The following is a 25,113-nucleotide window of genomic DNA, read 5'->3' on the forward strand; positions in this document are numbered from 1 at the left end:
ACTGGACATCCGTCTATGAAATGTGGACTATCACTCAGCACAGGGACAAAAACTACGTTTCAGTGCCTCATCCAACTGTTCGGCCAAAAATCATAGTCCATCGCCATGAGTGCATCGAATTTCATCCGCTGGATTGCGATTGCGGTTTCGTTGTCGGTAGCTCTCTATTTCGGATGGTCTCTTGCCCATGTACTTCCACGCTCGCTGGATTCTACATTTTTGGCCGTTGTCCTGGCGGTGTTCGGCTGCTTTGTGGTGGGAGTGCCGCTTGTGACCGCGGTGCTGCTTATGCGGAAGAGTTATCATGCTCTAGCGTCTCTCTATGCCGGCCTTGGAGCAGTGGGAGTCTTCTTCACCACGAGCCACCTTGTTCGTCATCTGCACATTGACGATTACCTGGTCCAGTGGGTCGGGCGGATGCCTTCCTTGAGTATGGTAGCGCTACCGATAAGTCTGCTTATCCTGATTTTGCCATTTTGGACGGCATCCAAGTTCATGACATTTAGTTTTGGAGTGCTCAACAGACTCACGCGACATCGTAGCGATGAAAGAACACCACAGCCGTAAGGGGCCGAACAAGGCGCTGCACTCAATCCACAGGGGCTTTGGTGTAGCATCGGCTTATCGCAGCCGTCTGTCACATGAACGACGTCTTGTGCTCGCCGTCGCCACAGCTTAGACATTCGCCAAACTCAGAAGCTTCACCAACATGAGAGACGCCATCAGCCCAATGCGGGATGAAATTCGAGAGTGGGCCTTCGACGCCGATGCTTTAGAGCCTGAGCAGGATTGGGATTTGCATCTATCACACTTGCCTTACTTCGATCTCTTTGTTGAACTGGCGTCTGACGACGATTGCCCGAAGTGGGATTACTTCCTTCGTTTGCTGTATTTCATTGTTGGGGACGCCGTCCGTACACAGTTTCGCACAGAGGATAGGCAGACGATTGTAAAGTTGCTGTCGAACACGAAGCGATTTCCGAGGCATCGGTTTCACATATTCCGCACACGTTCGGAGCAGTTGCTTGAGTCGCCAGACACTTTCGACTACGACGATTGGTGTGGCGGACGACTTGTTTACAACGACCTGACCTCCACATGACCGACACCACAATGCAACCAAGGGCGAACAAAACGCTGGTGGCAGCGACTCGTAGCAGTCTGTCACATGAGCGGAGTCTTGCGTTCGCCGTCGCCACAGCATGAAATTTGAGCCAGCTCTGATGAGCGCCCTCAGGGCGCTGGTGACTATGCCGCCACCTGGTGGTGGCCGAACGGGAGTGAGGCGGGCGGGGTGTCGCATTTCAGGGCGCTGGCCTTCATCATCGCCGCCACTGCCTGAGCCACCTCCACGGCCACGGGGGTGCCTTCGTGGATGAGCACGATGGCTCCAGGCTGAAGACGGCTGGCGATGCGCTGGGTGATGAACGGCACCTCCTGCAGCACGCCGTCAAAACCGCGTGCGCTCCACAGCATCATGCGCAGGCCCAGGGCGCGGGCGGTCAGGGCGGTGAAGGCATTGTGGTGCCCGGCAGGCGGGCGGAAGAAACGCGGCGGGTGCTCGGGGCAGAGGGCGGTCAGCGTCTGCTGGCATCCGGCGATCTCCTGCCACAGCCGCGCCGGGCGCAGCATCCAGAAGGTGGTGGCGGGGTGGGTCTGCGTGTGGTTGCCGATCTCATGCCCGCGCACCACGATCTCGCGCACCAGCTCCGGGTGCCGTGCAGCGCGCTCACCCACCAGAAAAAACAGCGCCTTGATGCCATGCTGGTCCAGGATGTCGAGAATGGCGGGTGTGTGCTCCGGGTGCGGGCCGTCGTCGATGGTCAGCAGCGCCAGGTTTCCCTCCGCTGGCAGGCGCTTGATCATGCGGCCAAACAGCGCACAGCGTGGAACCAGCGTGCCGATCATCATGGTGGTGAGCACCGTGCAGAAAAGCAGCACCGCAGCCGCACCGTGTCCATTCAGCGCCAGCCAGAGCACTCCCAGCGCAGGAGCCAGCATGAGAGACAGGCGCAGATACGCATGGCGCAGAGTGCGGGCTCTCAGCTCTGCATTCATGCAGCGTCGCGGGAGACAAGAGGTTCAAACACAAACCATTGATCCCAGTGCTGGGAGAGGAAGCGGTGCATCACCGCCACCCATTTGGCGCTGATCTCGGCGGCCTTGGCCTTCTGCCCGCCTGGATGGAAAGGCTTGCCGATCTCGATGCGGTAGGAAAGCAGCCCCCGGCGGGAAAGGAAGACGGCATAGCAGGGCACGTTGGTCACCTCCGCCAGCACCATCGGTCCGCGCGGGATGCGGAAGGTCACTCCCTCGCAGCTGACCTGCATCGGTGTCACCTCGCCCAGCACGCGGTCCCCCTGCACACAGACGACTTCACCCGCCATGAGCAGACGAAAGAGCTCCATGCCCAGATGGCCGCCGGGCTCATTGTAGTGGATGTGCAGATTGGGCTCGCGGCGCTCCTCCTCGCACAGCTCCTGCTTGCGCAGCTTTTGCAGGGAGTCGGAGGCCTCCGGCATGCGCACGGTATGGATGGGGCGGCGGAATTTGCGCGCAAAGAGCCCGGCGCCGATGTCGTAGTTCCCCGAGTGCACGGTGAAAATGAGCGCGCCGCCCTTGTGCTCCTGCAATTCCTCAAAGTCCTCCCGGCCGATGATCTCCCAGTCGATCTCCTTGCGGAAGTGGATGTGCCAGAGGCGGTCCAGGTAGGTGAGCGCAAACTGCAGAAACACCTGATACACATCCATGGAGCTGGCGCCTTTTCCCGGGATGAGCGCGCTGAGATTGGCCCGCACCGTCTCTCGCGGCCCTGCGGCCAGCACATAAACCAGCAGCGTGATGGGGTGCAGCGCCACCATGAAGACCCAGGCCGGCACCCAGCTCATGAAAAAGAGGATCACCCGCGTCCAGCACGCGTCGTGCAGCCCCATGCGCGGGGGCGGTGCGTTCTCGCACGGCTGGTGGGTTGCAGAATCAGCGGATGGCATTATCTAAAAGGCGTACCATGAATGGATGGAAAGAGTCGTCCTGTTTCGACTCTGGCGCTGCATCCGACAACTGACTTTTTTCACCCCCGCTCTCATGAATTATCCCGGCACGGACTACGACTTGGTTGTCATGGGCGGGGCGTTTTCAGGAGCTTCGGCAGCCCTGGTGCTCAAGCGCGAGCACCCGGAGATGCGCATCCTCATTGTGGAGCGCACGGTGGAGTTTGACCGCAAGGTGGGGGAGAGCACCTCCGAGGTGGCGGGCTGCTTCCTCACCCGCGTGCTGCACCAGGGTGCGCACCTCAGCGCACGGCACTACCAGAAGCACGGCCTGCGCATGTGGTTCTGCAAAACGCCACAGGATTCCGTGGATGATCTCACCGAGATCGGCCCGCGCTATCAGTCCCGCCTGCCCACTTTCCAGCTGGACCGCGCCATCCTGGACGAGCACCTGCTGCAGGAAGCCTGCGACGCCGGATGCGAGCTCATGCGCCCGGCCACCCTCCGGAACATCGCCCTCTCCGAAGACGAGTCCCCGCACACCATGGAGATCACCCCGCAGGGCGGGCAGCCGCGCACGGTGACCACGCGCTGGCTCATCGATGCCTCCGGCAAGGCCGCCGTGCTGGCCAAAAAGCTCGGGGTGCATCGCACCATGGAGAGCCTGCACCCCACCTCCTCCATCTGGTGCCGCTTCAGAAATGTGAACGGACTGGACAGCTACCAGAGCCGCAAGATGCACCCGAAGCTGATGCAAAACATGCGCGGGCTGCGCACCACGGCCACCAATCACCTCATGGGACGCGGCTGGTGGTGCTGGATCATCCCGCTCTCCGACGGCAGCTACAGCGTGGGCGTCACCTGGGACCGGCGCTTTTACGAGCCGCCGCAGGCCCCCACCCTGGTAGGCCGCCTGCAGGCCCATCTGAAGACGCACCCGGTGGGCCGTCTCATGTTTGACGAGGCCGTGCCAGATGAAGACGACACCTTCTACTACAAGAACCTGGCCTACCGCGCCGAGCGCATCGCCGGCAACCGCTGGGTCATGATCGGAGACGCCGCAGGGTTCATGGACCCGCTCTACAGCCACGGCCTGGACTACTGCGGGCACATGGTCTGCGCCGCCACCGACCTCGTGGCACGGAACCTCGCCGGAGAAAACACCCAGGAGACCACCGACTACCTGAACATGGCCTACCCGCGCAGCTGGAGCCTGTGGTTCAACGCGCTCTACAAGGACAAGTACGCCTACATGGGAGACGCCGAGCTCATGAACGCCACCTTCCTGCTGGACCTGGCCACCTACTTCATCGGGCCCGTGCGTCTGGTGTATGCCCATCCCGACTACGAATGGCTGCGCATGCCCTATGACGGCCCCGCCGGCGGCGTGTTTGGCGCCTTCATGGCCTTCTACAACCGGCGCTTTGTCCACCTGGCGCAGGAGCGCCTGCGCAAGGGCATCTACGGCCACAAAAACAACGGCCATGTCTGGATGCCCCGCCAGAGCTTCTCCCCGGACACCAGTGCCATGCGCCTGCTGTGGGAGGGGCTGAAAGTGTGGTTCAAAGCCGAAGTCACCACCTGGCTGGCCTCCAGCCGTGCCACAGCGCCTGAGATGAAGATGATGCCGGAGACACCGCCCATGCCCAAGCCTGCAGAGGCGTGAGCATAGTGGTCCGCCTTCGGCGCATCGCTTCCCTCACTCCGCGATGAAAAACATCGCCGCAAAGGTGTTGGAGGTGAAGCGCACGCCGGGCTCGGGCTGGATGAGCATGCTGGAGATATCTCCGTCCAGATACAGCGCGTCCTCGCAGCCGAGGTGCAGAAAGCAGCGGCTGAGCTGGTGGAAGGTCACGCGGCCTTTCACGCCGTCCTCGCGGTCGCTCATCACAAAGACGATCTGCCCGTCTTTTTTGCGCACGCCCACGGCATTGCGCAGGCGCTTGTTGGGTGAGTTTTCACGGAAGGCGGGATGCATCACGCCCCGGCGCAGCAGCAGTGGGCCGGACTGCGTGGCCAGTCGGGGCCTGAGCCCGCTGCGGGCGTACTCCTCCGCATCCATCACACCGGGTCCGGTTTGATCATCCAGGTAAAAGACGCCGTTGGGCTTGAGGTAAAAATTGCCCTCTCCTGCCTTCAGATTCAGCGGCACCAGCTCCTGTCCCACGCAGATGGTCAGACCGCAGGGCCGGGGCCCGTGCTCGTAGATGCCTGCATTGGTGGCAAAGAGAATGTGCCTGCCACGTGCGGCCAGCTGGCGGCTCAGGCCATTGAAATCGTGCAACGGCTTTCCGCCTTCATCCAGCCAGGCCAGTTGCAGGCGCGGCCTGTCGTCCTTGTCCACCCGGTAGATCAGATAGCTCCCGCCTTCGTAGTCCAGCATTTCGGCGCCATGCAGAGAGGCGGTGAGGAAGGCGCAGGCCAGAAGGGGAAGCAGCCGGAGGGGGAAGATCATGCCATAGGATGCCGGAATCAGCATCAGCATGCAATTCTCGAAAAGGCGGATGCCCGAACTCCCGCACGAAGAACCCTTGAACCCGGGGCGGATTGCCGCATGATGCGCCCCCACATGTCCAGCAGTCTCGGCACACTTTTCCGCATCAGCACCTGGGGCGAATCCCATGGCCCCGGCGTCGGCGTCGTCATCGACGGCTGCCCGCCGCGCATCCCCCTCACCGTGGAGGACATCCAGGCGGAGCTGGACCGCCGCCGCCCTGGCCAGAGCAAGATCGTGACCCCCCGCAAGGAGGACGACAAGGCCGAGATCCTTTCCGGCGTGCTGGATGGCCTCACGCTCGGCACGCCGATCGGCATCCTGGTGCGCAATACCGACCAGCGCCCCTCCGCCTACACGGAGATGCAGCAGGCCTACCGCCCCAGCCACGCCGACTACACCTATGACGCCAAGTACGGCATCCGCGCCGTCTCCGGCGGCGGGCGCTCCAGCGCACGCGAGACCATCGGCCGCGTGGCCGCAGGCGCGATCGCACGCAAGGTGCTGCAGCAGACGCTGGGTGGCTACGAGTGCCTGGCCTACGTGAAGACCGTGCAGAATATCGAGGCCACCGTGCCCGCTGCGGCGGAGCTGACCTCCGCGCTGATCGAGTCCAACATCGTCCGCACCTGCGACCCCGTGGCGGCGGAGAAGATGATCGAGCTGATCGAAAAAATCCGCACCGAGGGCAACAGCGTGGGCGGCATCATCGAGTGCGTGGTACGCGGCGTGCCCCCCGGACTGGGCGAGCCCGTGTTTGACAAGCTGGAGGCCGATCTGGCCAAGGCCATGATGAGCCTGCCTGCCAGCAAGGGCTTTGAAATCGGCAGCGGCTTTGGCGGCACCACGCTGACGGGCCTGCAGCACAACGACGAGTTTTACATGGACGGCGACAAGGTACGTACGCGCACGAACCGCAGCGGCGGCATCCAGGGCGGCATCAGCAACGGGGAGGAGATCGTCTTCCGCGTGGCCTTCAAGCCCACCGCCACCGTGCTGCGCGAGCAGAAGACCGTGACCAACACCCACGAAGACACCACCCTGGCCGCCCGCGGCCGCCACGATCCCTGCGTGCTGCCACGCGCCGTGCCGATGGTGGAGGCCATGGTGCATCTGGTGCTGGCAGACCACTTCCTGCGCCAGCGCTCCCAGATGGGCTGAGGCTATGCGCTGGATCGTCTGTCTCCTGATGGCAGCAGCAGCCACCTGTGCGGCTGCGCCGAGGCAGCTGCCGATGACACCCTGGTTTGACGGCCGCCTTTTCCCAGCGGAGGGGATTCTCGTCGGCGTGGTGCAGGAGGTTTCCTCCGAACTCAAGCGCTCGGTTTCGGAGATCGTTTTGGAGGAATCCTGCACGCTGAAAGTGGAGTCTCTCATGGGCGCAGCGCAGGACATGTCAGGAGAGGGCAGCGTGAGGCTCACGGCGAAGCACACTCGCGATCCCTACCAGCAGCCCGAGGATGACTGGGGGCTGCTGAGCCACCTGACCCGAGGGCAGCGCGTGGTGGTCTGGCTGCACCGCTACGAAGGCCTGCTCGTCTTTGGCAGCAGTGCGCTGGTGGCGCTGAATGAGCAGACGCAGGCCCTGCCGGAGATCCTGCGCCGCACGAGATCGCAGGCCTCACGCCTGAGCCGCGCTGACCTGAGGGTTTTCAAGGCAGCCAGCCCCCTGCTCCATGCCCAGGCCTTGGATGCTGCCGGCATGACGTCTCTTGAAGAAGCCGAAGGCACATCTGCCGATGCACTCGTCGGGGTCTGCGTGGCCACGGTGCTGGGGCTGGTGTGGCTGTGCGACTTTTTGCGGCGGCGGTAGCAGACACCGCGCCCCTGCAATCCGATAGACAAGCACGGGCGCTCGCGTTAAACCTCGCCCGATCGAATCTCACCCAACCCACTCATGAAATTGAATCTCGCCCTCGCCGCCCTGTTCGCCGCCGTCTCCTTCGCCAGCGCGGAGGAAAAGCAAATCTTCAACGGCAAAGACCTCACCGGCTGGGAGGGCAACAAGGACCTCTGGAGCGTGCAGGACGGCACCATCACCGGCAAGACCCCTGCCGACCCCGCCAATCCGGCCAAGAGCATCCTCAAGCACAACACCTTCCTCGTCTGGAAAGGCGGCACGGTTTCCGACTTTGAGCTGACCTTCCAGTACCGCATCGAAAAAGGAAACTCCGGCCTGCAGTACCGCAGCAAGGAGCTGCCTGCCGGCGAAAACGGCCCCATCATCTCCGGCTACCAGGCCGACTTTGAGGCTGGCAAGACCTACAGCGGCATCCTCTACGAAGAGCGCGGCCGTGGCATCCTGGCCAAGCGCGGCGAAAAGACCGTGATCAAGCCCGCAGCCGATGGCGGCAAGAAGGCCGTGGTGGAAGTGACCGGCAGCGTGAGCGACAGCGCCGCCGTGCAGGCCGCCATCAAGCACGAGGACTGGAACGAGTACCGCATCGTGGCCAAGGGCAACCATGTGCAGCATTTCATCAATGGCATGCAGACCGTGGACGTGACGGACGAAGACGCCGCCAACGCCCCCAAGGAAGGCCTGCTGGCCCTGCAAATCCACGCCGGCCCGCCAATGGTCGTGCAGTTCAAAAACTTCAAGCTCGTCGAAACGAAATAGCCGTGCTTAGTTGGCCGCTGTCATGACCCGACTGCTCTCCATCACGCTCTTTCTCCTGACCTTCGGCCTGGCCCTTCCGGCTGTGGCAGACACCGAATACCTCGTCGTCAGCGGCGGGCCTGCGGTGCGTCAGTTTGAGGACCTGCGCAAGCCTGGAGAGCAGCATGACCGCTGGTGGGGAAACTTCATCCGCACCGCCCGCGTGCGCATGCAGGAGATCCACAACACCGCGCCTGCGGGCACACGCATCACCTGGCTGGTGTATCGGGACGGCTACGTGCGCCGCTCCGCCGCCGAGCACCAGCCGCTGACGCAGAATGTGGAGTCCGTGCCGAAGGCCTACCCTTATATCAACCTCGTTTGGTTCCGCAGCGCCGACGAGCTCATCCATTACATCAACCACGGCGCGGCTGGTCGCGGCGGGCTCAAGATCTCCGGCTTTGAGTACTTTGGCCACTCCAACAAGTACAGCTTCATGTTTGACTACAGCTCAGACACGTATGCCACTTCAACAGCCTGGCTGCACCAGAACGACCTGCACAAGCTCAGCCGCTGGGCCTTCAGCAGCAAGGCCTACTGCCAGAGCTGGGGCTGCCACACGGCGGAGAGTTTCAGCAAGGCATGGAAACGCGCCACCGGCACCTTCATGGTCGGCGCCTTGGGCAAAACCGACTACTCCGACATGCACCTGCGCGACTGGCATGTGGGCCTCTCCAGCGGAAGCCGCTGGGTGAAGCGCTAAGACCGGGTGTGTTTCGGAGCTGATGACGTAGGATGGGTGTGGCGACAGCCCGCCCGTCCATCAGCGTGCTGTTAGCACCACGGCGTAGGAATGCGCTGATGGTCGGGCGGTTTGGCGGAGGAGCGGTCGAGCAGGCGTGCGCTCTCGACGCCAAACACACCCCAACCTACGACCGGAGTGCCACGCGCCCGCGCACACGGCACAGCCCTGCAGACCGGTCTCAGCTGATTGTGCTGTTAGCACCACGGCGTGCGGACGTCCTGACAGTCGGGCGGTTTGGCGGAGAGAGCGGTTGCGCTGCCAAACACATCCAACCTAAGCCCAGAGAGCGTCACCGCACTGGCGTCCACTTCAGGCGGTAAAAATACCGGCTGGCACTCTGAGGGGGCTGCCAGGTGTAGGTATAGGCGGGCGTGGTGTCCGCCATGCGGAAGGTCAGCTCCGTGGTCCAGCCGCTGACGAGATCCGGCGAGCTCTCGATGGTGTAGCTCAGATACGGGTCCAGGCTGGAGGCGGCGAGCTGCCACTGGCTGCCGGAGAACTGCGGTGCCAGCGCCGGGCCGCCGCCCAGCTGCGCGTCCCAGGCCAGGCCGTAGGCGCGGTTGTTGGTGGCCGAGGTGACGACCAGCATGTACTGCCCCGGCGGCAGGTTATAGGCAAAGACATGCTCCACATTGTCCACCGTGCTGGCAGAGGTGTAGAGAGCACTGGCCCCTGGCGTGAAGTTGGTGGAGGCATACAGCGCCAGATCGAGATTCGACAAGCTGCTGCTATACGCGCCTCCGTTGAATCCGGTGATGCTGCGGTGCCAGGTGATGGCGGCGGAAAAGGTGGTGGCATAGCGCCCGGCGGGGATGCTGAAGAAGTAGCGCCGCCCGGCGGCATTGTTGGTCGTGGTGTTGTAGTCCCAGCCGCGCGAGGGCACCTCGGTGCTGGTGGAGTAGCCACGCTGCCCCGCCTGCTGGATGTAATAGGCATTGCGGATGTTCAGCTCCCCCGCGCCAAAGACGGCGTCATACGGCGCGCTGGTGCTCAGGCGCTGCCACTGGGGCAGGTTCTGCTTGGACGCGCCTGCAATCATCTGCGCCTTGATGGCCTGCGGCTTCTGCGCGTTCGCATTCCCGGTGGCGATGGCAGACTGAAGCAGCGCGGCAGCACTGCCCGCGATGGTGGGCGAGGCGTAGCTGGTTTCCCCCACGTTGACCACGAGGTCCGGCTTCATGCGCCCGCTGCCGTCCGTGTTGGTGCCGCCCCGGCTGTGCAGGCCGCTGCGCAGCCCGGCGGTCAGCGCGTGGTAGTTGTTTCCCAGCAGGGCGGGCATGGGGTCGGTATTGTTGTTCAGCGGCACGGCCACCAGCGTGCCGTCCCGGTTGATCATGAAGTCCAGGCTGCGCAGCAGCTGCGGGTCGGTGGTGGCGTCGGTGCTGCCGATCCAGCTGTGGTTCTGCACCCGCCCGGGAAAGGTGGGCGGGGAGGTGCCTGTGTAAAGACGGTTAAGAAAATCTGTGGCCGTATAGACGTGCACCTCCGTGCTGCCCTGGGAGATGCCGCTGCCGTTGGCGTAGTAGTAATAGGCCACGCTCTGCGCATGGCTCAGCACCACCCCGGCGGTGGACTCTGCGTAAAAGGTGATGCCCGCGTACGGCGATGCCCCAGCAAACGCGCCCGGCCCGCCTGCCTGCGGCAGATAGTTGGGCGGGGAGGTCTGGTCATTGGCCTCCGACTGCAGCAGAATGACGCCCGCCCCGGTGGGCACGGAGGCCCCCAGCTCCGTGGCCAGCTGGGTGTAGCCGATGTCGTCCCGCCAGTCCGCGTGCACGAGCCCCTGCCCCGCCAGCAGCAGCGCCGCAGCCATGCCGAGGCAGGTGCGGGTGGAACGGTGAAACTGTTGGGTGAAGGACATGCAGCGGGGTAATGACAGCGGAGATGGCGCGGACGTTAACAAAAAAAGACCGCCGGGGTTTGCCCGACGGTCTCTTTTTTGAAACAACTTTGAAACCGGCGGCCCGGCTCCGCCTTACTTCGTCTCAGCGAGCACGCGCTTGATGTCGGCGGCCTGCTGGTCGGTGGCGGCCTGGTAGTCCTGCCACACCACATTGCCGTTCTTGATCAGGAAGCAGCTGCGCTTGGCCAGGGAGAGCAGCCCCTTGGCCATCTTTTCCACCTTGAAGGCGGCCACGATCTTGCCTTCCGGATCGGCGATCAGGTCATACGGCAGGGTGAACTTGTCCTTGAAGGCCTTCTGCGACTCCGCCTTGTCAAAGCTCACGCCCAGCACCTGCACGCCCTCTTTGGAGAGGTCGGCAAAGGCATCGCGCAGGGAGCAGGCCTGCTTGGTGCAGCCGGGGGTGTCGGCCTTGGGATAGAAGAAGACCACGGTGGGGCCTTTCTTGTACACGTCGGCAAAGTTCACCGTGGCACCGTCCTGGTTGATGCCGGACACGGCGGGTGCGGGGTAGCTGACTTTTTCCCCCTGGCCGGCATTGGCGATGCCGAAGAGGGCGTGGAAGATGGCGGTGAGCATGAGGAGGCGCGTTTTCATAGGAGGTTACGGATGGGTTGGGTTATTCGATGCTGGCTTTCAGGCCGGGGATGGCAGCGGTCAGCTGCTTTACGCCGGCCGGGGTGGCTTTGGACTGCCAGAGATGTACGCTCTTGAGGCTCTTGATCTTGGCCAGGTGCTTCAGCCCGGCATCCGTCACCTCGGTGCCAAAGAGGTTGATGGACTCGACCTTCTTCAGCCCGATCAGAGCCTCCAGCCCGGCATCGGTGATCTTGGTCTGGCGCAGGTCCAGCGTGACGAGGCGCGGCATCTGGCCCACAGATTTCAGGGCAGCGTCAGTGACCACGGTGCGGCCCAGATCCAGCTGCACGATGTTGTCCTTGATCGGCAGGATGGCGGCCACCTTGGCGTCGTCGCACTTGGACACCCCGGTGAGGAAGTCCACACGCACCAGCGGGCTGTCCACCTTGACGGGGGAGACCTGGGCCCCGGCGGCCTTGGCCTTGGCCAGCAGGTCGTCCGAGAGCGGCTTCACGTCCTTTTCCAGCGCGGCGTAAAAGAGGTCATGCGGGCGGGGTTTGTAGGGTTTGGCAGACTCCGTCATGGCCCCTGCGGGCATGCCTTCCACGCTGCCCACCCAGCCGCCAAAGTTGGCCCCTTCTTCGATCCACTTCTTCAGCAGGGCGATCTCCTCCTTGGTCAGGTCGTCGCCTTTGGAGGGCATGTGGCCGTCATCATCCTTGGGCAGCATCACGGACTCATAGATGCCGCTCTTGGAGGGGTCGCCGGGGGTCAGCACGGGGCCGTTTTCACTGCCCTTGAGGATGGCCCAGGAGGCGTCCAGACGCAGACCAGCCTTGGGCTCCTTTTTCTGGCCGTTGACCACGGCGGGGGCCTTGTGGCAATCCACGCATTTTTTGGTAATTGCAGGCAGCAAATCCTTTTCGAAATTGACCGCTGCCTGCACGGAAGACGCTGCCAGTGCACAGAGGGCAAAAGAGGTGGAACGGAGCACAAATGAGGGCATGAGGTTGGTGGAGGTAAATGGACTAGGGATGATAGGCGAGGCGCGTCTGCCTGTGTATTTATAAGGGCAGGGATAACGCTTGCTTGTCCTCCTTGTTTCAGAGAAATAGTCACAACCCCCACCACGGACCATGAGCACCCCATCCAACGTCCAGATCGAAGCCGACACGCTTCTCCGCCGCAACACTTTGGCCATCGTCATGGGAGGTGGCGCGGGCACCCGCCTGTTCCCCTTGACGGAAAACCGTGCCAAGCCCGCCGTGCCGCTCGCGGGCAAGTACCGCATCGTCGATATCCCGATCAGCAACTGCATCAATTCCGGCCTGCGCCAGGTGTACGTGCTCACGCAGTACAACAGCGCCTCGCTCAACCGCCACCTGGCCCGCACCTACCGCTTTGACAATTTCACCCGTGGCTTTGTGGAGGTGCTGGCCGCGCAGCAGACGCCTGATGGCGAGCGCTGGTACCAGGGCACCGCCGACGCCGTGCGCCAGAACCTGCGCTACTTCCTGGAAGGAGACTACGACTACTTCCTCATCCTCAGCGGCGACCAGCTCTACCGCATGGACTACCGCACGCTCATGCGCCAGCATGTGGCGACGAATGCGGACCTGACCATTGCCACCATTCCGGTGGACGCCCAGGCCGCTCCGGGATTCGGCATCATGCATTCGGATGAAAACAGCCGCATCTACGAGTTTGTGGAGAAGCCAAAGGACCCCGAGGTGCTGGACAAGCTGCGCATCCCGCCCTCCACGCTGAAGAAGCTGGGCCTTCCCGAAAACGAAGCCCACTTCCAGGCCTCCATGGGCATCTACCTCTTCCGCCGGGATGTGCTCATCGAGTGCCTCGACAACACCTTCAACGACTTCGGCAAGCACATCATCCCCGCCACCATCAAGAACAAGCGCGTGCACAATTTCAACTTCCAGGGCTACTGGGAGGACATCGGCACCATCCGCAACTTCTTCGACGCCAACCTCGACCTCTGCCGCATGGTGCCGCAGTTTGACTTCTTTGAGAGCTCCGCGCCCATCTTTACGCATGCGCGCTTCCTGCCCGCCACCAAGATCAATGGTGCCACCATCCGTGGTGCCCTCATTGCCGACGGCAGCGTGCTGACCGATGCTCATATCGAAACCGCCGTCATCGGCCTGCGCGCCCGCATCGAGCCCGGCACCACCATCCGCGACTGCATCATCATGGGTGCAGACTACTACGCGGGTGCCGTGGGCACCGACCCCACACGCCCGGCACCCGGCATCGGCCGCAACTGCCGCATCGAGCGCGCAATCATCGACAAAAACGTGCACATCGGCGACAACGTGGTCATCACCCCCGAAGGCAAGCCGGACAACATGGACGGGGAGAACTTCTACATCCGTGACGGCATCATCTGCATCCCGAAAGACGCCATCATCCCCTCCGGCACCTGGATCTGATCCGGGGCCGCGTGTGAAAAAAGGCTAACACCTTGAGCAGGGGGTGCGTTAAAAAGCACCACCATGAAGCATGCCAACCGTGTTTTTGCCGTTCTGGGTCTGACCCTGTCCGCCGCCTTTTCCCAAACCGCCGAGCTCCGCACCTTTACCAACGCCCAGGGCAAGGCCCTGCAGGCCAGGCTCATCGGCGTGGCCGGAGCCAATGTGACGATCGAGACCGCCGCAGGTCAGCGCTTTATCCTGCCCATCACGTCCCTGTCCGCCGCAGACCAGCAGTACGTCAAAAGCGCCCCTCCAGCAGCAGCCCCGGCCAAGTACACCTTCAAACCCGGCCCGAATGACAAGCTCTCCCCGGAGTCCGTCAATGAGGCCGTGGGGCAGCCCATGTTTGCCGAGGCACCGCTCTTCACCTCCTCCGCCGAGGAGGTGGCCGCCCGGCTGAAGATCCCGCAGGAGTCCAAGACCAAGAACGCCAGCAGCTACCGCGCCTACACCAAGGACGACTACATGCTCTTTGGCGCGCACCCTTTCTCCGTGGCCATGTATGCGGAGAATGACAAGGTCACGAGCTTCTCCCTCGTCTTTGCCAACAAGGGGGACCTCTTCAGCTCCAAGGGAGGCAGCGAGCTGCACTTTGACCGCGACACGCCTCCGGCCAAGGCCGCCGAGATCGTCAAGACCGCCATGGACAAGGACCTGGCCACCATTTCCGCCTCGCTGACCAAGCTGCTCGGTGCACCGAAAAAGGAGCGCTTTGGCGAAGGGCCCAGCAACATCGGCCGCCTGACCATGCAGCGCTGGGACTGGCGCGGCCATGCCATCATGCTGGCGGAGGCCGAGGGCGTCTATGTGGGCGTGCAGGTGGTGCCCACCGCCTTTGCCGATGCCGGCGGCAAGGTGGAGGACACCGTGGACAAGGTCATCCGCGCCAAGGCGCTGGCCAATCTGGAAAAGCGCGAAAATGGCGACGTCGTCATCGGAGACATCCCCATGGTGGACCAGGGCCCCAAAGGCTACTGCGCCCCCGCCACGGCGGAGCGCGCCATGCGCTATCTCGGCGTACCTGCCGACATGTACATCCTGGCCAATGCGGGGAACTCCGGCTTTGGCGGCGGCACCAGCGTCTCCGCGCTGCTCGAAGGCATCGCCCCGCAGATCCGCAGCAAGCGCCGCTCCTTCGACGAATGGAAGAGCGAGCTGAAGATGAAGGACATCGCCAAATACATCGACAAAGGCGTGCCCCTCATGTGGTGCCTGTACAGCACCAAGCAGTTCAACACCACCGCCAACGCCCGCACCAAGGAGCGCAAGGACGTCAAGGACTGGGCCGCATGGAAGACCAAGGTCACAGGCGAGGCCGCCGCCAACTCCCTGCCCAAGGACAAGGAAACCAGCCACGTGGTCCTCATCATCGGCTACAACAAGGACACGAATGAGATCGCCTTCAGCGACAGCTGGGGAGAGCGCTACAAGGAACGCTGGATCACCCTCCCCGAAGCCGAGCAGGTCTCCCAGCAGCGCTTCTACGTGGTGGGTTTCTGATACACTCGGCAAAGTCAGGGCGCTTGGTCCTCCTAGCGCCGTCATTCGCTGGCTGTGGAGCTCATACCACACTCCATTGAAAACGGGTCGATTTCGAAGCCACTGAAAACTCGGTTCTGAAGAAGAGACTTTGTGTTCAGCTGGAGATTTCAAGGCAAATCAGGCAGCCAGTGCTTGCATGCCCGCCATACGTAGGATGGGTGTGGCGACAGCCCGCCCGTCCACCAGCGTGCGGCAAGCACCACGGCGTAGGAAGGCGCTGATGGTCGGGCGGTTTGGCGGAGGAGCGGTCGAGCAGGCGTGTGCTCTCGACGCCAAACACACCCAACCTACGATCGGAGTGCCACGCGCCCGCGCACACGGCACAAGCCCTGCAGACCCGTTTTCAGCTGATTGTGGTATCACTTGCAGCCGCATGGCTCTTTGCGCCTGTTTACAAACAGAACGCATTTTCATCCTTCACACCTGCGGAAGAGTTCGCTAAAAGCATTCCCATGACACGTGCTGCCAGTCTTTTCCTAGTGTTGGGCCTCAATATCTCCCCCGTCTTGGCCCAGACGGCCGAGCTCCGCACCTTTACCAATGCCCAGGGCAAGGCCCTTCAGGCCAGGCTCATCGGCGTGGCCGGAGCCAATGTGACCATCGAGACGGCCAACGGCCAGCGCTTCACCCTGCCCATCGCCTCCCTCTCCGCCGCCGATCAGCAGTATCTGAAAAGCGCCCCTGCCGCACCCGCTGCCTCGACTGCCTACAAACCCGGTCCGAATGACAAGCTGGAGCCTGCTGCGATCAACGAAGCCGCTGGCCAGCCCCTTTTCAGCGACACCCCTCTCTGGGCCACCTCCGCCGAGGAGCTGGCGGAAAAGCTGCAGATCCCGCCGGAGTCCAAGACCAAGACCACCAGCAGCTTCCGCTCCTACACGGAGAAGGATTACAAGCTCTTTGGCGCGCACCCCTACTCCGTGGCCATGTATGCGGAGAACGGCAAAATCGCCGCCTTTTCCCTCGTCTATGCCAACAAGGGCGACCTCTTCCAATACGAAGGAGACGCCTCCAAGCAGCCTGACGACAACGATGCGGCCAAGCTGCTGAAGAAGGCCATGGACAAGGACGTGGCTGCCATCTCCGAGGCCCTGACCAAGAAGCTCGGCGCGCCGAAAAAGGAACGCTTTGGCGAAAAAGCCGGGCGCATGAACATGCAGCGCTGGGACTGGCGCGGCCACTCCCTCCTGCTGGCCGAGGCCGAGGGCGAGTACGTGGGCCTGCAGATCGTCACCACCGCCTTTGCCGATGCCGGCGGCAAGGTGGAGGAGACGGCCGACAAGGTCATCCGCGCCCGCGTTTTGGCCAATCTGGAAAAGCGCCCCAATGGCGACATCGTGGTGGGAGACCTGCCCATGGTGGACCAGGGCCCCAAGGGCTACTGCGTGCCCGCCACCGCCGAGCGCGCCATGCGCTACCTCGGCGTGCCCGCAGACATGTACATCCTGGCCAACGCCGGGCAGAGCGGCTTTGGCGGCGGCACCAGCGTGGACGTGCTGCTGGAGGGCATCGGGCCCCAGATCCGCAGCAAGCACCGCTCCTTTGATTCCTGGGGCGGAGAGCTCAAGCTCAAGGACCTGGCCAAATACATCGACAAAGGCGTGCCGGTCATGTGGTGCCTCTACAGCACGGACAAATTCAACGAAGTCGCCGACAAACACACCCAGGAGCGCAAAGCCGTGACCAACTGGACCACCTGGAAGGTCAAGGTGCTCAAGCAAGCCGCAGACAGCACGCTGGAAAAAGACCGCGACAGCGCCCACGTCGTCCTCATCACCGGCTACAACAAAGACACCAACGAGATCGCCTTCAGCGACAGCTGGGGAGAAAACTACAAGGAACGCTGGATCAGCGTCCCCGAAGCCGAGCGCGTCTCCCAGCAGCACTTCTACGTGGTGGGTTTCTGAGAAGCGGTGCTGATGTGGTGGTTTCCACTGACGCAAGGCAAGCCACAGAACCATTTGGAATGTGGTTGCAAATTGAGGAACGAACGCAGCTACCCTCCCATGGGGTGGCCGGTGCAGGCACAACACAAGACTCTCGCAGTTCTTAGTTTCGGGCTCCTGATGGGTCTGCCATTCACAAAACGCAAGAAACCGTCTGTCACTCGCAATCGTCGAAAATAGAAAATGGGTGGTGCGATTTGAAAATGGCTTTGGATTTGAGCCCGCCGACGGCTTCACCAAATTCCAGCGGTGTATTCAGGCGGTTTATTCCAAATAGACTGACATCTTCAAGCTGCTCTTGGGAGAATGCTGCGAAACGAACCGTTGCTGGTGCCCGCACGTTTTTCACCCTGGTGTAAGGCCCACCCATATCCGTAGGAGGCATCATCCTAAATGCCGGCATATGTCGAGGCCATCCATCATAAAGCCAGTCGATCCAGTACGCCCCAAATTCCGGACCTTCATCACTGACATATTCGAGTCCGAAAGGCATGGTGACTGCCTCTGTTTTTATCCTCCCAGCATTGGCTTGATGCCATTTGAAGCGAAGGACACTGTTGGGATGGACCATTTTGAACGCATCAGGCGCAGGCAATAACCAAGCGATCGCATTGAGAGCTTCACCAGCCCGGTCTTGCGCACTTGTCTGCATGTAAAGAAGCTGAGGCACAGGAAGACATTGGCGCTCTGCCTCACTCATCCACCATTCCGACCAGGATCGAATCTGGCTTTCATGCAATGTCGGAGCAGCCCCTGCAAAGGAGAGACTTTCATTTTCGGCGAGCGACACGAACAATGCCGTCAAGACGAAGGCGCGCAAAACCGATTTCACGACCTCAAGCTATCGCAACAACCAAGATGCTGTCGAGGCAATTAGACCAGTTCTCGAAAGGCCGGGCGCATTGCCCGACGGTGGAACGGCCTCAGTGGCAGTGTGTAGCTGCGTGTATCACGAGACGCTCGAACGCGGCGGCTTCACGCGATCCTCGTTGTGCGGCCGCATTGATTCGCTTCCGCTCACCCCTTCGGGGCAGCCTGAGGCTTTCGCTGTCACGCCTCAATTCTGTCTTTGTACGTCCGGTTCAGCCCCAGCCACCGGCCTGCGATCAGGGCCGCCACGGTGGCGAGGAGGCCGCCGCTCAAGTCGGCGGTCCAGTCCCACACATCGCCGCCGCTGCGGCCGGGGACGTAGAGCTGGTGCCACTCGTCCACCACGCCCACGAGGCCGCAAAAGACCAGGGCAAACCCCAGCGCCGCGCCAAAGGTCTGCGCACGCCCCGCCAGCCGCAGGCTGAGCAGGAAGCAGGTGCCGCCGATGGCGAAGAAGGCGCAGTGCTCAAACTTGTCCACGCCCTCAAAGTCTCCCGGCTTGGGCAGAAAGGTCTGCGAGGAGAGCCACCACAGCACCCCGGCCCAGATGAGGGTCAGAACGCGCCAGAAGGCGGGAGACGAAAGAAAGCGCGGGAGTTTCATCGCAGATGCCACCTGCCATAGCAGGCATGGTGCCGCATTTCCACCGCAAGAAGCTGACGATGCCGCCGCATGCCACGCCCTGCTGCCGGGGGTCATTTTTTCATCGCCTTTCCAGGCGGCTTCCGTCAACATCGGCCGCCATGAGCTCCTCCACCCATCCTGTCTTTGTGCTGGCCGCGCTGGGTCTGGTGGGCGCGGTGATCATGCTGGCCACGGTGTTCCGGGTGCATCATCGCGGGCTGAAACTGGCGCTGGTGCTCTTTGCGCTGGCCATGCTGACCCCCGCCGGACTGGTGCTCATGGCCATGCACCCGGAATGGACGGACGCACGCATCCGCACGTACAAGGACTTTTACGAGGGCCTGCAGCTGGGCATGACACGAGCGGAGGTCATGGACGTGAAAGCCCGCCTCTACCCCGCAGACGGCCCCCGCACGGTGCCCACCATCATCGCCGAGGACGAGACCAGCCTCTCCTTTTTCATGCACCCGGAGGAGGAGACGGAGCCCAATTGCGAGGGCATCCTGCTGACCTTTGCGGAAGGAAAGCTGAAGTCCAAGACCTACTCCCCGGACTGACCGCCGCCCGCCCTGCGGCCCCAGGGCACACGGTGGTTGCTTTCAGGCGGTGCTGTGCTCTGGTGCGGGCTCAATCTCACCCCCCAAACTAGCCACCATGTCCGCCCACTCCGCCTCGGAAAAGTCCTCCATCTGGTCCCTGCTCAATGTCATCATCGGCTCCGTCATCGGCGGCGTCGTGCTTCTGTGGGTGCTGGCTTTCGTCGTGCAGGGTCTGGGCTCCCTGCGTCCCAAGCCCAAGGCTGAAACCGCCGCCGCAGCCCCTGCTGCAGCTGCCCCTGCCGCCGCCGCTCCGGCTGCTGCCGCACCCGCTGCTGCTCCTGCCGCCGCCGCTGTGCTGGAAATCACCATCAAGCCCGACCCCGCCAACCCCCTGGCCTACGACACCAAGACCATCGCCGCCAAGGCCGGACAGAAGATCAAACTGACCTTCAACAACACCCACCCCACCCTGCCCCAGCCGCACAACATCGTCATCGGCAAGGCTGGCACCAAGGACAAGATGATGGGCATCGCCACCAGCGCCATGACCCTGGTGGACAAAGGCTACATCCCTGACTCCCCCGAGATCCTGGCCCACACCAGCCTGCTCCAGCCCGGCAAGTCCGAGACCATCGAATTCACCGTGCCTGCCGCTGGCGAATACCCCTTCTTCTGCACCTTCCCCGGCCACGTGGCGCTGATGAACGGCGTGCTCACCGCGCAGTAAGATTCACTCTTTTTCACCTCTCCTTTTCCCATGGCCGTCTCCATCAGCGTCAACTACGAAGGCAGCCTGCGCTGCCGTGCCACCCACGGCCCTTCGCAGAACCAGGTCATCACCGACGCCCCGGTGGACAATCATGGGAAGGGAGAGTCCTTCAGCCCCACCGACCTCGTGGCCACGGCGCTGGCCACCTGCATGGCCACCGTGATCGGCATCAAGGCCCAGCAAAAGGGCTACGACATCGCCGGCATGAAGGTCAGCGTGGAAAAGCACATGAGCGAGGACAGCCCCCGCCGCATCGTGCGCCTGCCCATCACCATCGAGATCCCGCTGCCGGAAGACCACCCGGACCGCAAGCTCCTCGAAGCCACCGCCCTCGGCTGCCCCGTGCACCACAGCGTGCACCCGGACATCGACAAGCCGGTGACGTTTGTGTGGAGCGGGAAGTAAGACGGGCGTAGTGCCAGCGTCCCGCTTGCTGTGGCCCGGCGCAGCCAGAGCTTGCATGCCCGCCAAACGTAGGATGGGTGTGGCGACAGCCCGCCCGTCCATCAGCGTTCCGCAAACATCGGGGCGTGCGAACACCCTCATGGTCGGACGGTTTGGCGCAGGAAGTTGTGGAGCAAAGAAGCGGTTGCGCCGCCAAACACATCCAACCAACGGCCGGAGTGCCGCGCTGCTCGCCCTCGCACTGAAAGATCGTGGCCTCTTGCTTCTGCAATGCTGCCGGTCATGCTGGACGGCATGAGATGGATACTAGCCCTGTTGCTATTCCTGCCTGCCTGCGCGCACCAGAAGCTGGCAGAAAACCATTTCCACAAAATGGATGAACTTTGCAAGCGCGCTGTGGCCAATGAAGATGCTCCACCAAGACCCGACTCAGGCTTGGGAATCCAAGGGATGTATGTGCAAAGCATCGGCTCTGATTTCTGGAAGACCTATTCAGATGCCCGGCTGGCTGCGGGAGATCGACGAGCACGCAAGGAATTGAAGACGCTGCTCGAACGTTACGGGGCCTCCGCCGCCCTCTTGGTACCGATCAACAGCGACCTGCGCGGCGCAGAGGACAATGCCATTATCGACGCTTGGCTGGCCTCAGGCGGCCGCAGCACCACCCACCTCAAACAAATGTTCGGTGACCCACCCGATCTGCGACGGGCTGCCGCCTGTCGCCAGGGTGTGCTGCGGTGATGAGACGGCCCTTCCCCTTTTTCGTGTCTCGTTTCCACCTCAGGGGGCACTGCTGGGAGACACGAAGCCTCATTTTTTAGGCTCTCGGGAAACCACGGCGGAAACGAAGGCGCGACTGCCCAGGGGCGCTGGAAACGACGCGGAAACCTGCGGGAAACGAGGCCGCATGAGGTCGGACACGAAGAGGCAAAAACGAAGGTTTTTCGTGTCCTGAGCCTCAGCGCCGCCTGCCCCGGTTCCGGTTCTGGCCAGCCACCGTCAACAACGGTCAACCACCGTCAACGGCCGCAGGCCCTTCAGCCACCGTCTTCGGTTCCGTCCCCTGTTGGCTGAAAATGTTTCAGAAAGCATTTGAGCTTTCCGGGTCTGCGGGCATGGTGATAATCACCAACCCAAACCGGACTGAGAACATCGCCGGACGAGGTGGCGGGCATCGTTTTCGAAGAAGGCGTGAAGAGCGCCGACGCCGGGAATGAGGTGCCACGAGTCAGCAGCAGCAGCCTGCTCTTCAGGAGCAGACGCAGGACAGAGCACGCCAAAAAAACACCACCACCACAGCCAGGGCGCTTTTTGCACCCATGTGTCGGGCGGTCATTTCATCAACACAACATACCACGTCATCATATTTTATGCCATCCAGTGAAATCATCCACCCGCAAGGCCAGCCGCCGGAGTTTGGCGACCACCACACCTGCCGCACCCTGTTCAACCTCAGCCGCAGCGCGCTCTACACGCTGGCCGCCGAGGGCAAGATCCGCAGCGTCAGCCTGCCCCTGAGCGGCCGCAAGCGTGGCCGCCGCCTCTTCGACTGCGCCAGCATCCGCCGCCACCTGAACTCGCTGGCTCAGGCCGGCCAACCCCTGCCCCCCTCCTTTTAACACCCATGAAATCCATCCTCGAGCGTGCCAGCGCTTATCTGGCCAGAATGCCCGTGTCCGTCTCCGGCCAGGGCGGGCACACCGCCGCCTTTGCCGCCGCCGTGGCCCTCGTGAAAGGCTTTGGCCTCAGCCAGGAGGAGGCCCTGCCGCTGCTGCTGCAGTGGAACCACCACTGCCTGCCACCGTGGCAGGAGAGCGAGCTGCGGCACAAGCTGCGCAGCGCCGCCACCACCTCCGGCAAGGCGGACGGCTACCTGCTGGTGGACGTGCCGTCAGCGGCCATCACGCGCCGCAGCACACCGCCGCAGGCTGCGGTTTTCCGCAGCACGCCTGACGCGGACGAAGCCGCGCGCAGGGCGGAGAAACGCCTGCGCTGGCCCACCTTTTACCTCCCTGAGAGCAATGACCTGATGGATATCGAGGACCAGCGTGGCATCTCCGTCACCGCGCTGCGCCATCTGGTGGACCGCGGCCTGCTGAAAAACGCCCAGTGCGGGCAGCACTACTGCTACGTGCTGCATGAGGAGCGCTTTGCCCAGGCGCGCCGCTATGACGGCCAGCCCTTTCTCACGCCGGACGGGCGGTCTCTCAAGACCCGAAACCTCCCTGGCAGCGAGGGCGTGTTCTTTGGCCGCAGCCTGCTGCGGGACGCGCCGAATGTGCTGCTGGTGGAGGGCGTCATCGGTCTGGCGGAGGCGGCCACCGTCTTCTGCTTTCTGGGCTCCATGCACCACTGGACGGTGCTGGCCGCCACCAGCGCCAGCTCCCGCTTTGCGCGGGATCCCGCCCTGCTGCAGGCCCTGGCAGGCCGCCATGTGCGCATCCTGCCAGACGCCGACGAGGCGGGCCTGAATGCCGCCGCCTCCTGGCTGACGGACCTGCGCTCCGCAGGCGCCAGGGCGGATGTGATGGAGCTGCCGCCCGGGCACAAGGACCTGGGCGATCTCATCTTCGACCTCAAAGAAAACCGCGAAACCCTCACCACCCTCTTCCAATGAAAGACATCACCGACCTCATCGCCCAGAGAGCCGAGATGCTCTACGGACCCTCAATACCACATCATGGCACATCCACACATGCCACAGCATTCCATGCGGAGGCCAGCCCGCCCGGGACGCCGCCACCGCCGCCGGACTTTGCCAGCTGCCTGCTCAGCGCCCCGGAGCTGGCCGCCATGCAGATGGTGCCGCGCACGCCCCTGCTGGGGGAGTGGATGCGGGAGGGGGATCTGGGCTACCTCTTTGCCCCGCGTGGCGGTGGCAAGACCTGGCTGGCCATGCTCATCGGCAAGGCCCTGGCGGAGGGCGTCAGCCTCGGCCAGTGGGCCGCCGGGCAGGGGCCGCGCTCCGTGTACTACTTTGATGCCGAGATGAACCAGCAGGACGTGCAGACCCGCGCGGAGAAGATCGGCATCAGCCACCCCAGCTTTTACTGGCTGAGCAACGAGTACCTCTACATGACGCTGACGCACAGCGCCAACATCGCCGACCCACGGCATCAGGAAGGCCTCTCCAACATGCTGCCAGACGGCTCCGTCTTCATCATCGACAACCTCTCCACCGGCCAGAGCGGCATGCGCGAGAATGAGAACGACGACTTTGACGTCATCAAAGACTGGCTGCTGAGCCTGCGCCGCCGTGCCATCACCGTCATCATCGTGCATCACGCCGGGCGCAATGGCGAGATGCGCGGCGGCTCCCGCCGTGAGGACCCCGCCCACTGGATCCTCAGCCTGAAGGACGCCACGGAAGACGGCTCCAGCGCCAAGGGGTTTGTGACGCGCTTCAGCAAATGCCGCAACTGCCGGGAGCGCGACGCCCCGCCCCTGCGCTGGTCTCTCAAGGAGACAAACGGCCGCTTCATGGTGTACTGCGATCCCTTTGGCAACACCGACGCCATGCTGACCTACATCCAGGACGGGATCACCTCCGCCAACGAGCTGGCCGAGGTGTTCGGCGTGCAGGCCAGCGCCATCAGCAAATGGGCCAAGAAACTCATGAACGCCGGGCTCATCCGCAAGAGGGGGCGGGAGTACCAGCTGATCGAGGAGTAGGCACCCCTGGCCTGGCATCCTCCGCCCCGCCCTTCGTTTCCACCACAAGTGCCCCCTGGAGTGGAAACGAGACACGAAACGCCCCTCTCCCTAGTGAAACGCGGCAGAGAGGCTGCCAAAATGGAAACGAAGCTGGAAACGAAAGAGGCAGCCTGGAAACAAAAATGAGCACGCTGGACTGCCAGCGGGCACCGCCCATGAGGCGGGATGCGGCCTTACTTCTGCGGTGCCATGCCGGGCATGGCGGGCATCTTCATTTCGCTGTAGCCGGCGGGCGGCACAAAGGCGCTGTCGTCCACGGCCTGCTCCTTGGCGGAGACCAGCACGGACACCACGTTCTTGCCCATCATGGACATCTCGGACTTCACCACCATGCCGTCAAAATCTGAAGCCTGCGGGGAGAGGCTGGCCATGGCACCGCCCACCACCTTGCCGAGCTTGTCGCTGGCGGCGCTGAGCTCCTTGTAGTTCGGAAAATCCTTGGCCACCCAGAAGCGGCCTTTGGCCATCGTGCCCTCCCAGCTGTAGATCTCGCAGTCCCACTCCCCCACCTTTTCCTTCTGCCCGGTGGCCACCGGCTTGGCGGCGGGGCCTCCGGTCATCTTGCCTGCCATCTCCGTGGCGGCCTTGATCGTGGCCGGGTCCATCTTCATGAGCATCTTCTGCGGGTGCATGATGGTGATGATGCCCTCGGCCTCCACGATGACGCTCATCTTGTCCCCCATGTCCACGCGGGCCTTCTCGCCTTTGATCTTGGTCGTCACCTCGCTGGGCTGGCCGGCGGTATCGACTTTCTGCACCATCACCCAGTCGGCGCTGGCAAAGGTGGCAGTCAGCAGCAGCGAGAGGCAGGAAAGGGCGTAGGTTTTCATAGGTGATAAATCTTAGCG

Annotated in this window: 26 protein-coding genes; 17 read left to right on the plus strand and 9 right to left on the minus strand. The window is 62.9% G+C overall.

What is annotated here, in order from left to right; genetic code table 11:
- Positions 1-105: 105 nt before the first annotated feature.
- On the plus strand, positions 106-567 hold the full coding sequence (locus HNQ65_RS22395) for a hypothetical protein (protein WP_184343246.1): 462 nt from the start codon (positions 106-108) through the stop codon (positions 565-567).
- Positions 568-709: 142 nt separating this feature from the next.
- Entirely contained in the window at positions 710-1,102 is a 393-nt protein-coding gene (locus HNQ65_RS22400) for a hypothetical protein (RefSeq protein ID WP_184343248.1), read from the plus strand.
- Between the two features lie 146 nt (positions 1,103-1,248).
- Here the strand turns inward: HNQ65_RS22400 and HNQ65_RS22405 are convergent, their stop codons facing one another.
- Positions 1,249-2,058 (minus strand): polysaccharide deacetylase family protein, encoded by an 810-nt coding sequence (locus tag HNQ65_RS22405; RefSeq protein WP_184343250.1) that lies wholly within the window; start codon positions 2,056-2,058, stop codon positions 1,249-1,251.
- Entirely contained in the window at positions 2,055-2,933 is an 879-nt protein-coding gene (locus HNQ65_RS22410; RefSeq protein ID WP_184343252.1) for an LpxL/LpxP family acyltransferase, read from the minus strand. Before HNQ65_RS22410 ends, HNQ65_RS22405 begins: the two co-directional genes overlap by 4 nt.
- A 151-nt stretch (positions 2,934-3,084) precedes the next feature.
- Between HNQ65_RS22410 and HNQ65_RS22415 the strand changes: the two genes are divergently transcribed.
- A complete protein-coding gene (locus HNQ65_RS22415; protein WP_184343254.1) occupies positions 3,085-4,656 on the plus strand; it encodes an NAD(P)/FAD-dependent oxidoreductase in 1,572 nt (523 codons plus the stop codon).
- A 33-nt stretch (positions 4,657-4,689) separates the two neighbouring features.
- Here HNQ65_RS22415 and HNQ65_RS22420 read toward each other — a convergent pair whose 3' ends face one another.
- Entirely contained in the window at positions 4,690-5,445 is a 756-nt protein-coding gene (locus HNQ65_RS22420; protein ID WP_184343256.1) for a phosphodiester glycosidase family protein, read from the minus strand.
- Between the two features lie 114 nt (positions 5,446-5,559).
- Here HNQ65_RS22420 and aroC point away from each other — a divergent pair, with 114 nt between their 5' ends.
- From aroC to HNQ65_RS22440, 4 genes are all read left to right on the plus strand, one after another.
- On the plus strand, positions 5,560-6,645 hold the full coding sequence (gene aroC / locus HNQ65_RS22425) for a chorismate synthase (protein ID WP_184343345.1): 1,086 nt from the start codon (positions 5,560-5,562) through the stop codon (positions 6,643-6,645).
- Positions 6,646-6,673: 28 nt separating this feature from the next.
- Complete coding sequence (locus HNQ65_RS22430) at positions 6,674-7,297, plus strand: hypothetical protein (protein ID WP_184343258.1); 624 nt, start codon at positions 6,674-6,676, stop codon at positions 7,295-7,297.
- Positions 7,298-7,381: 84 nt separating this feature from the next.
- Positions 7,382-8,101: a 3-keto-disaccharide hydrolase gene (locus HNQ65_RS22435; protein ID WP_184343260.1), complete on the plus strand. Its 720-nt coding sequence runs from the start codon at positions 7,382-7,384 to the stop codon at positions 8,099-8,101.
- A gap of 22 nt (positions 8,102-8,123) precedes the next feature.
- Positions 8,124-8,843, plus strand: coding sequence for a hypothetical protein (locus tag HNQ65_RS22440; RefSeq protein ID WP_184343262.1), 720 nt, complete (start codon positions 8,124-8,126; stop codon positions 8,841-8,843).
- 331 nt (positions 8,844-9,174) lie between these two features.
- Here the strand turns inward: HNQ65_RS22440 and HNQ65_RS22445 are convergent, their stop codons facing one another.
- The 3 genes from HNQ65_RS22445 to HNQ65_RS22455 form a co-directional block, all read right to left on the minus strand.
- On the minus strand, positions 9,175-10,746 hold the full coding sequence (locus HNQ65_RS22445) for a hypothetical protein (protein ID WP_184343264.1): 1,572 nt from the start codon (positions 10,744-10,746) through the stop codon (positions 9,175-9,177).
- Positions 10,747-10,860: 114 nt separating this feature from the next.
- Positions 10,861-11,385, minus strand: a complete 525-nt coding sequence (locus tag HNQ65_RS22450) for a peroxiredoxin (protein ID WP_184343266.1) — start codon at positions 11,383-11,385, stop codon at positions 10,861-10,863.
- A 22-nt stretch (positions 11,386-11,407) separates the two neighbouring features.
- A complete protein-coding gene (locus HNQ65_RS22455) occupies positions 11,408-12,373 on the minus strand; it encodes a c-type cytochrome domain-containing protein (protein ID WP_184343268.1) in 966 nt (321 codons plus the stop codon).
- Positions 12,374-12,503: 130 nt separating this feature from the next.
- Between HNQ65_RS22455 and HNQ65_RS22460 the strand changes: the two genes are divergently transcribed.
- From HNQ65_RS22460 to HNQ65_RS22470, 3 genes are all read left to right on the plus strand, one after another.
- Positions 12,504-13,814 (plus strand): glucose-1-phosphate adenylyltransferase, encoded by a 1,311-nt coding sequence (locus HNQ65_RS22460; RefSeq protein WP_184343270.1) that lies wholly within the window; start codon positions 12,504-12,506, stop codon positions 13,812-13,814.
- Positions 13,815-13,877: 63 nt separating this feature from the next.
- Complete coding sequence (locus tag HNQ65_RS22465; RefSeq protein ID WP_184343272.1) at positions 13,878-15,356, plus strand: C39 family peptidase; 1,479 nt, start codon at positions 13,878-13,880, stop codon at positions 15,354-15,356.
- Positions 15,357-15,850: 494 nt separating this feature from the next.
- Positions 15,851-17,305, plus strand: a complete 1,455-nt coding sequence (locus HNQ65_RS22470) for a hypothetical protein (protein WP_184343273.1) — start codon at positions 15,851-15,853, stop codon at positions 17,303-17,305.
- A gap of 196 nt (positions 17,306-17,501) precedes the next feature.
- Here the strand turns inward: HNQ65_RS22470 and HNQ65_RS22475 are convergent, their stop codons facing one another.
- On the minus strand, positions 17,502-18,176 hold the full coding sequence (locus tag HNQ65_RS22475; protein WP_184343275.1) for a hypothetical protein: 675 nt from the start codon (positions 18,174-18,176) through the stop codon (positions 17,502-17,504).
- Between the two features lie 218 nt (positions 18,177-18,394).
- Positions 18,395-18,817, minus strand: coding sequence for a VanZ family protein (locus HNQ65_RS22480; protein WP_184343278.1), 423 nt, complete (start codon positions 18,815-18,817; stop codon positions 18,395-18,397).
- A 140-nt stretch (positions 18,818-18,957) separates the two neighbouring features.
- Between HNQ65_RS22480 and HNQ65_RS22485 the strand changes: the two genes are divergently transcribed.
- The 7 genes from HNQ65_RS22485 to HNQ65_RS22515 all read left to right on the plus strand — a co-directional run bounded on the left by HNQ65_RS22485 (position 18,958) and on the right by HNQ65_RS22515 (position 24,223).
- Positions 18,958-19,395 carry a hypothetical protein gene (locus tag HNQ65_RS22485; protein ID WP_184343280.1) on the plus strand — a complete coding sequence of 146 codons (438 nt, stop codon included), beginning with the start codon at positions 18,958-18,960 and terminating at the stop codon, positions 19,393-19,395.
- Positions 19,396-19,492: 97 nt separating this feature from the next.
- Positions 19,493-20,104 (plus strand): plastocyanin/azurin family copper-binding protein, encoded by a 612-nt coding sequence (locus tag HNQ65_RS22490; RefSeq protein ID WP_184343282.1) that lies wholly within the window; start codon positions 19,493-19,495, stop codon positions 20,102-20,104.
- Between the two features lie 30 nt (positions 20,105-20,134).
- Positions 20,135-20,551 (plus strand): OsmC family protein, encoded by a 417-nt coding sequence (locus HNQ65_RS22495; RefSeq protein WP_184343284.1) that lies wholly within the window; start codon positions 20,135-20,137, stop codon positions 20,549-20,551.
- 270 nt (positions 20,552-20,821) lie between these two features.
- On the plus strand, positions 20,822-21,292 hold the full coding sequence (locus HNQ65_RS22500; protein ID WP_184343285.1) for a hypothetical protein: 471 nt from the start codon (positions 20,822-20,824) through the stop codon (positions 21,290-21,292).
- A gap of 629 nt (positions 21,293-21,921) precedes the next feature.
- Positions 21,922-22,170, plus strand: a complete 249-nt coding sequence (locus tag HNQ65_RS22505; RefSeq protein ID WP_184343287.1) for a hypothetical protein — start codon at positions 21,922-21,924, stop codon at positions 22,168-22,170.
- A 5-nt stretch (positions 22,171-22,175) separates the two neighbouring features.
- Positions 22,176-23,168 carry a hypothetical protein gene (locus HNQ65_RS22510; protein ID WP_184343289.1) on the plus strand — a complete coding sequence of 331 codons (993 nt, stop codon included), beginning with the start codon at positions 22,176-22,178 and terminating at the stop codon, positions 23,166-23,168.
- A complete protein-coding gene (locus tag HNQ65_RS22515; protein WP_184343291.1) occupies positions 23,165-24,223 on the plus strand; it encodes an AAA family ATPase in 1,059 nt (352 codons plus the stop codon). The genes HNQ65_RS22510 and HNQ65_RS22515 overlap by 4 nt, the downstream gene beginning before the upstream one ends.
- Before the next feature lie 215 nt (positions 24,224-24,438).
- Here HNQ65_RS22515 and HNQ65_RS22520 read toward each other — a convergent pair whose 3' ends face one another.
- Positions 24,439-25,095 carry a DUF4412 domain-containing protein gene (locus HNQ65_RS22520; protein ID WP_184343293.1) on the minus strand — a complete coding sequence of 219 codons (657 nt, stop codon included), beginning with the start codon at positions 25,093-25,095 and terminating at the stop codon, positions 24,439-24,441.
- Positions 25,096-25,113 lie beyond the last annotated feature (18 nt).

The sequence above is a fragment of the Prosthecobacter vanneervenii genome (genome assembly GCF_014203095.1).
Taxonomy (GTDB): domain Bacteria; phylum Verrucomicrobiota; class Verrucomicrobiia; order Verrucomicrobiales; family Verrucomicrobiaceae; genus Prosthecobacter; species Prosthecobacter vanneervenii.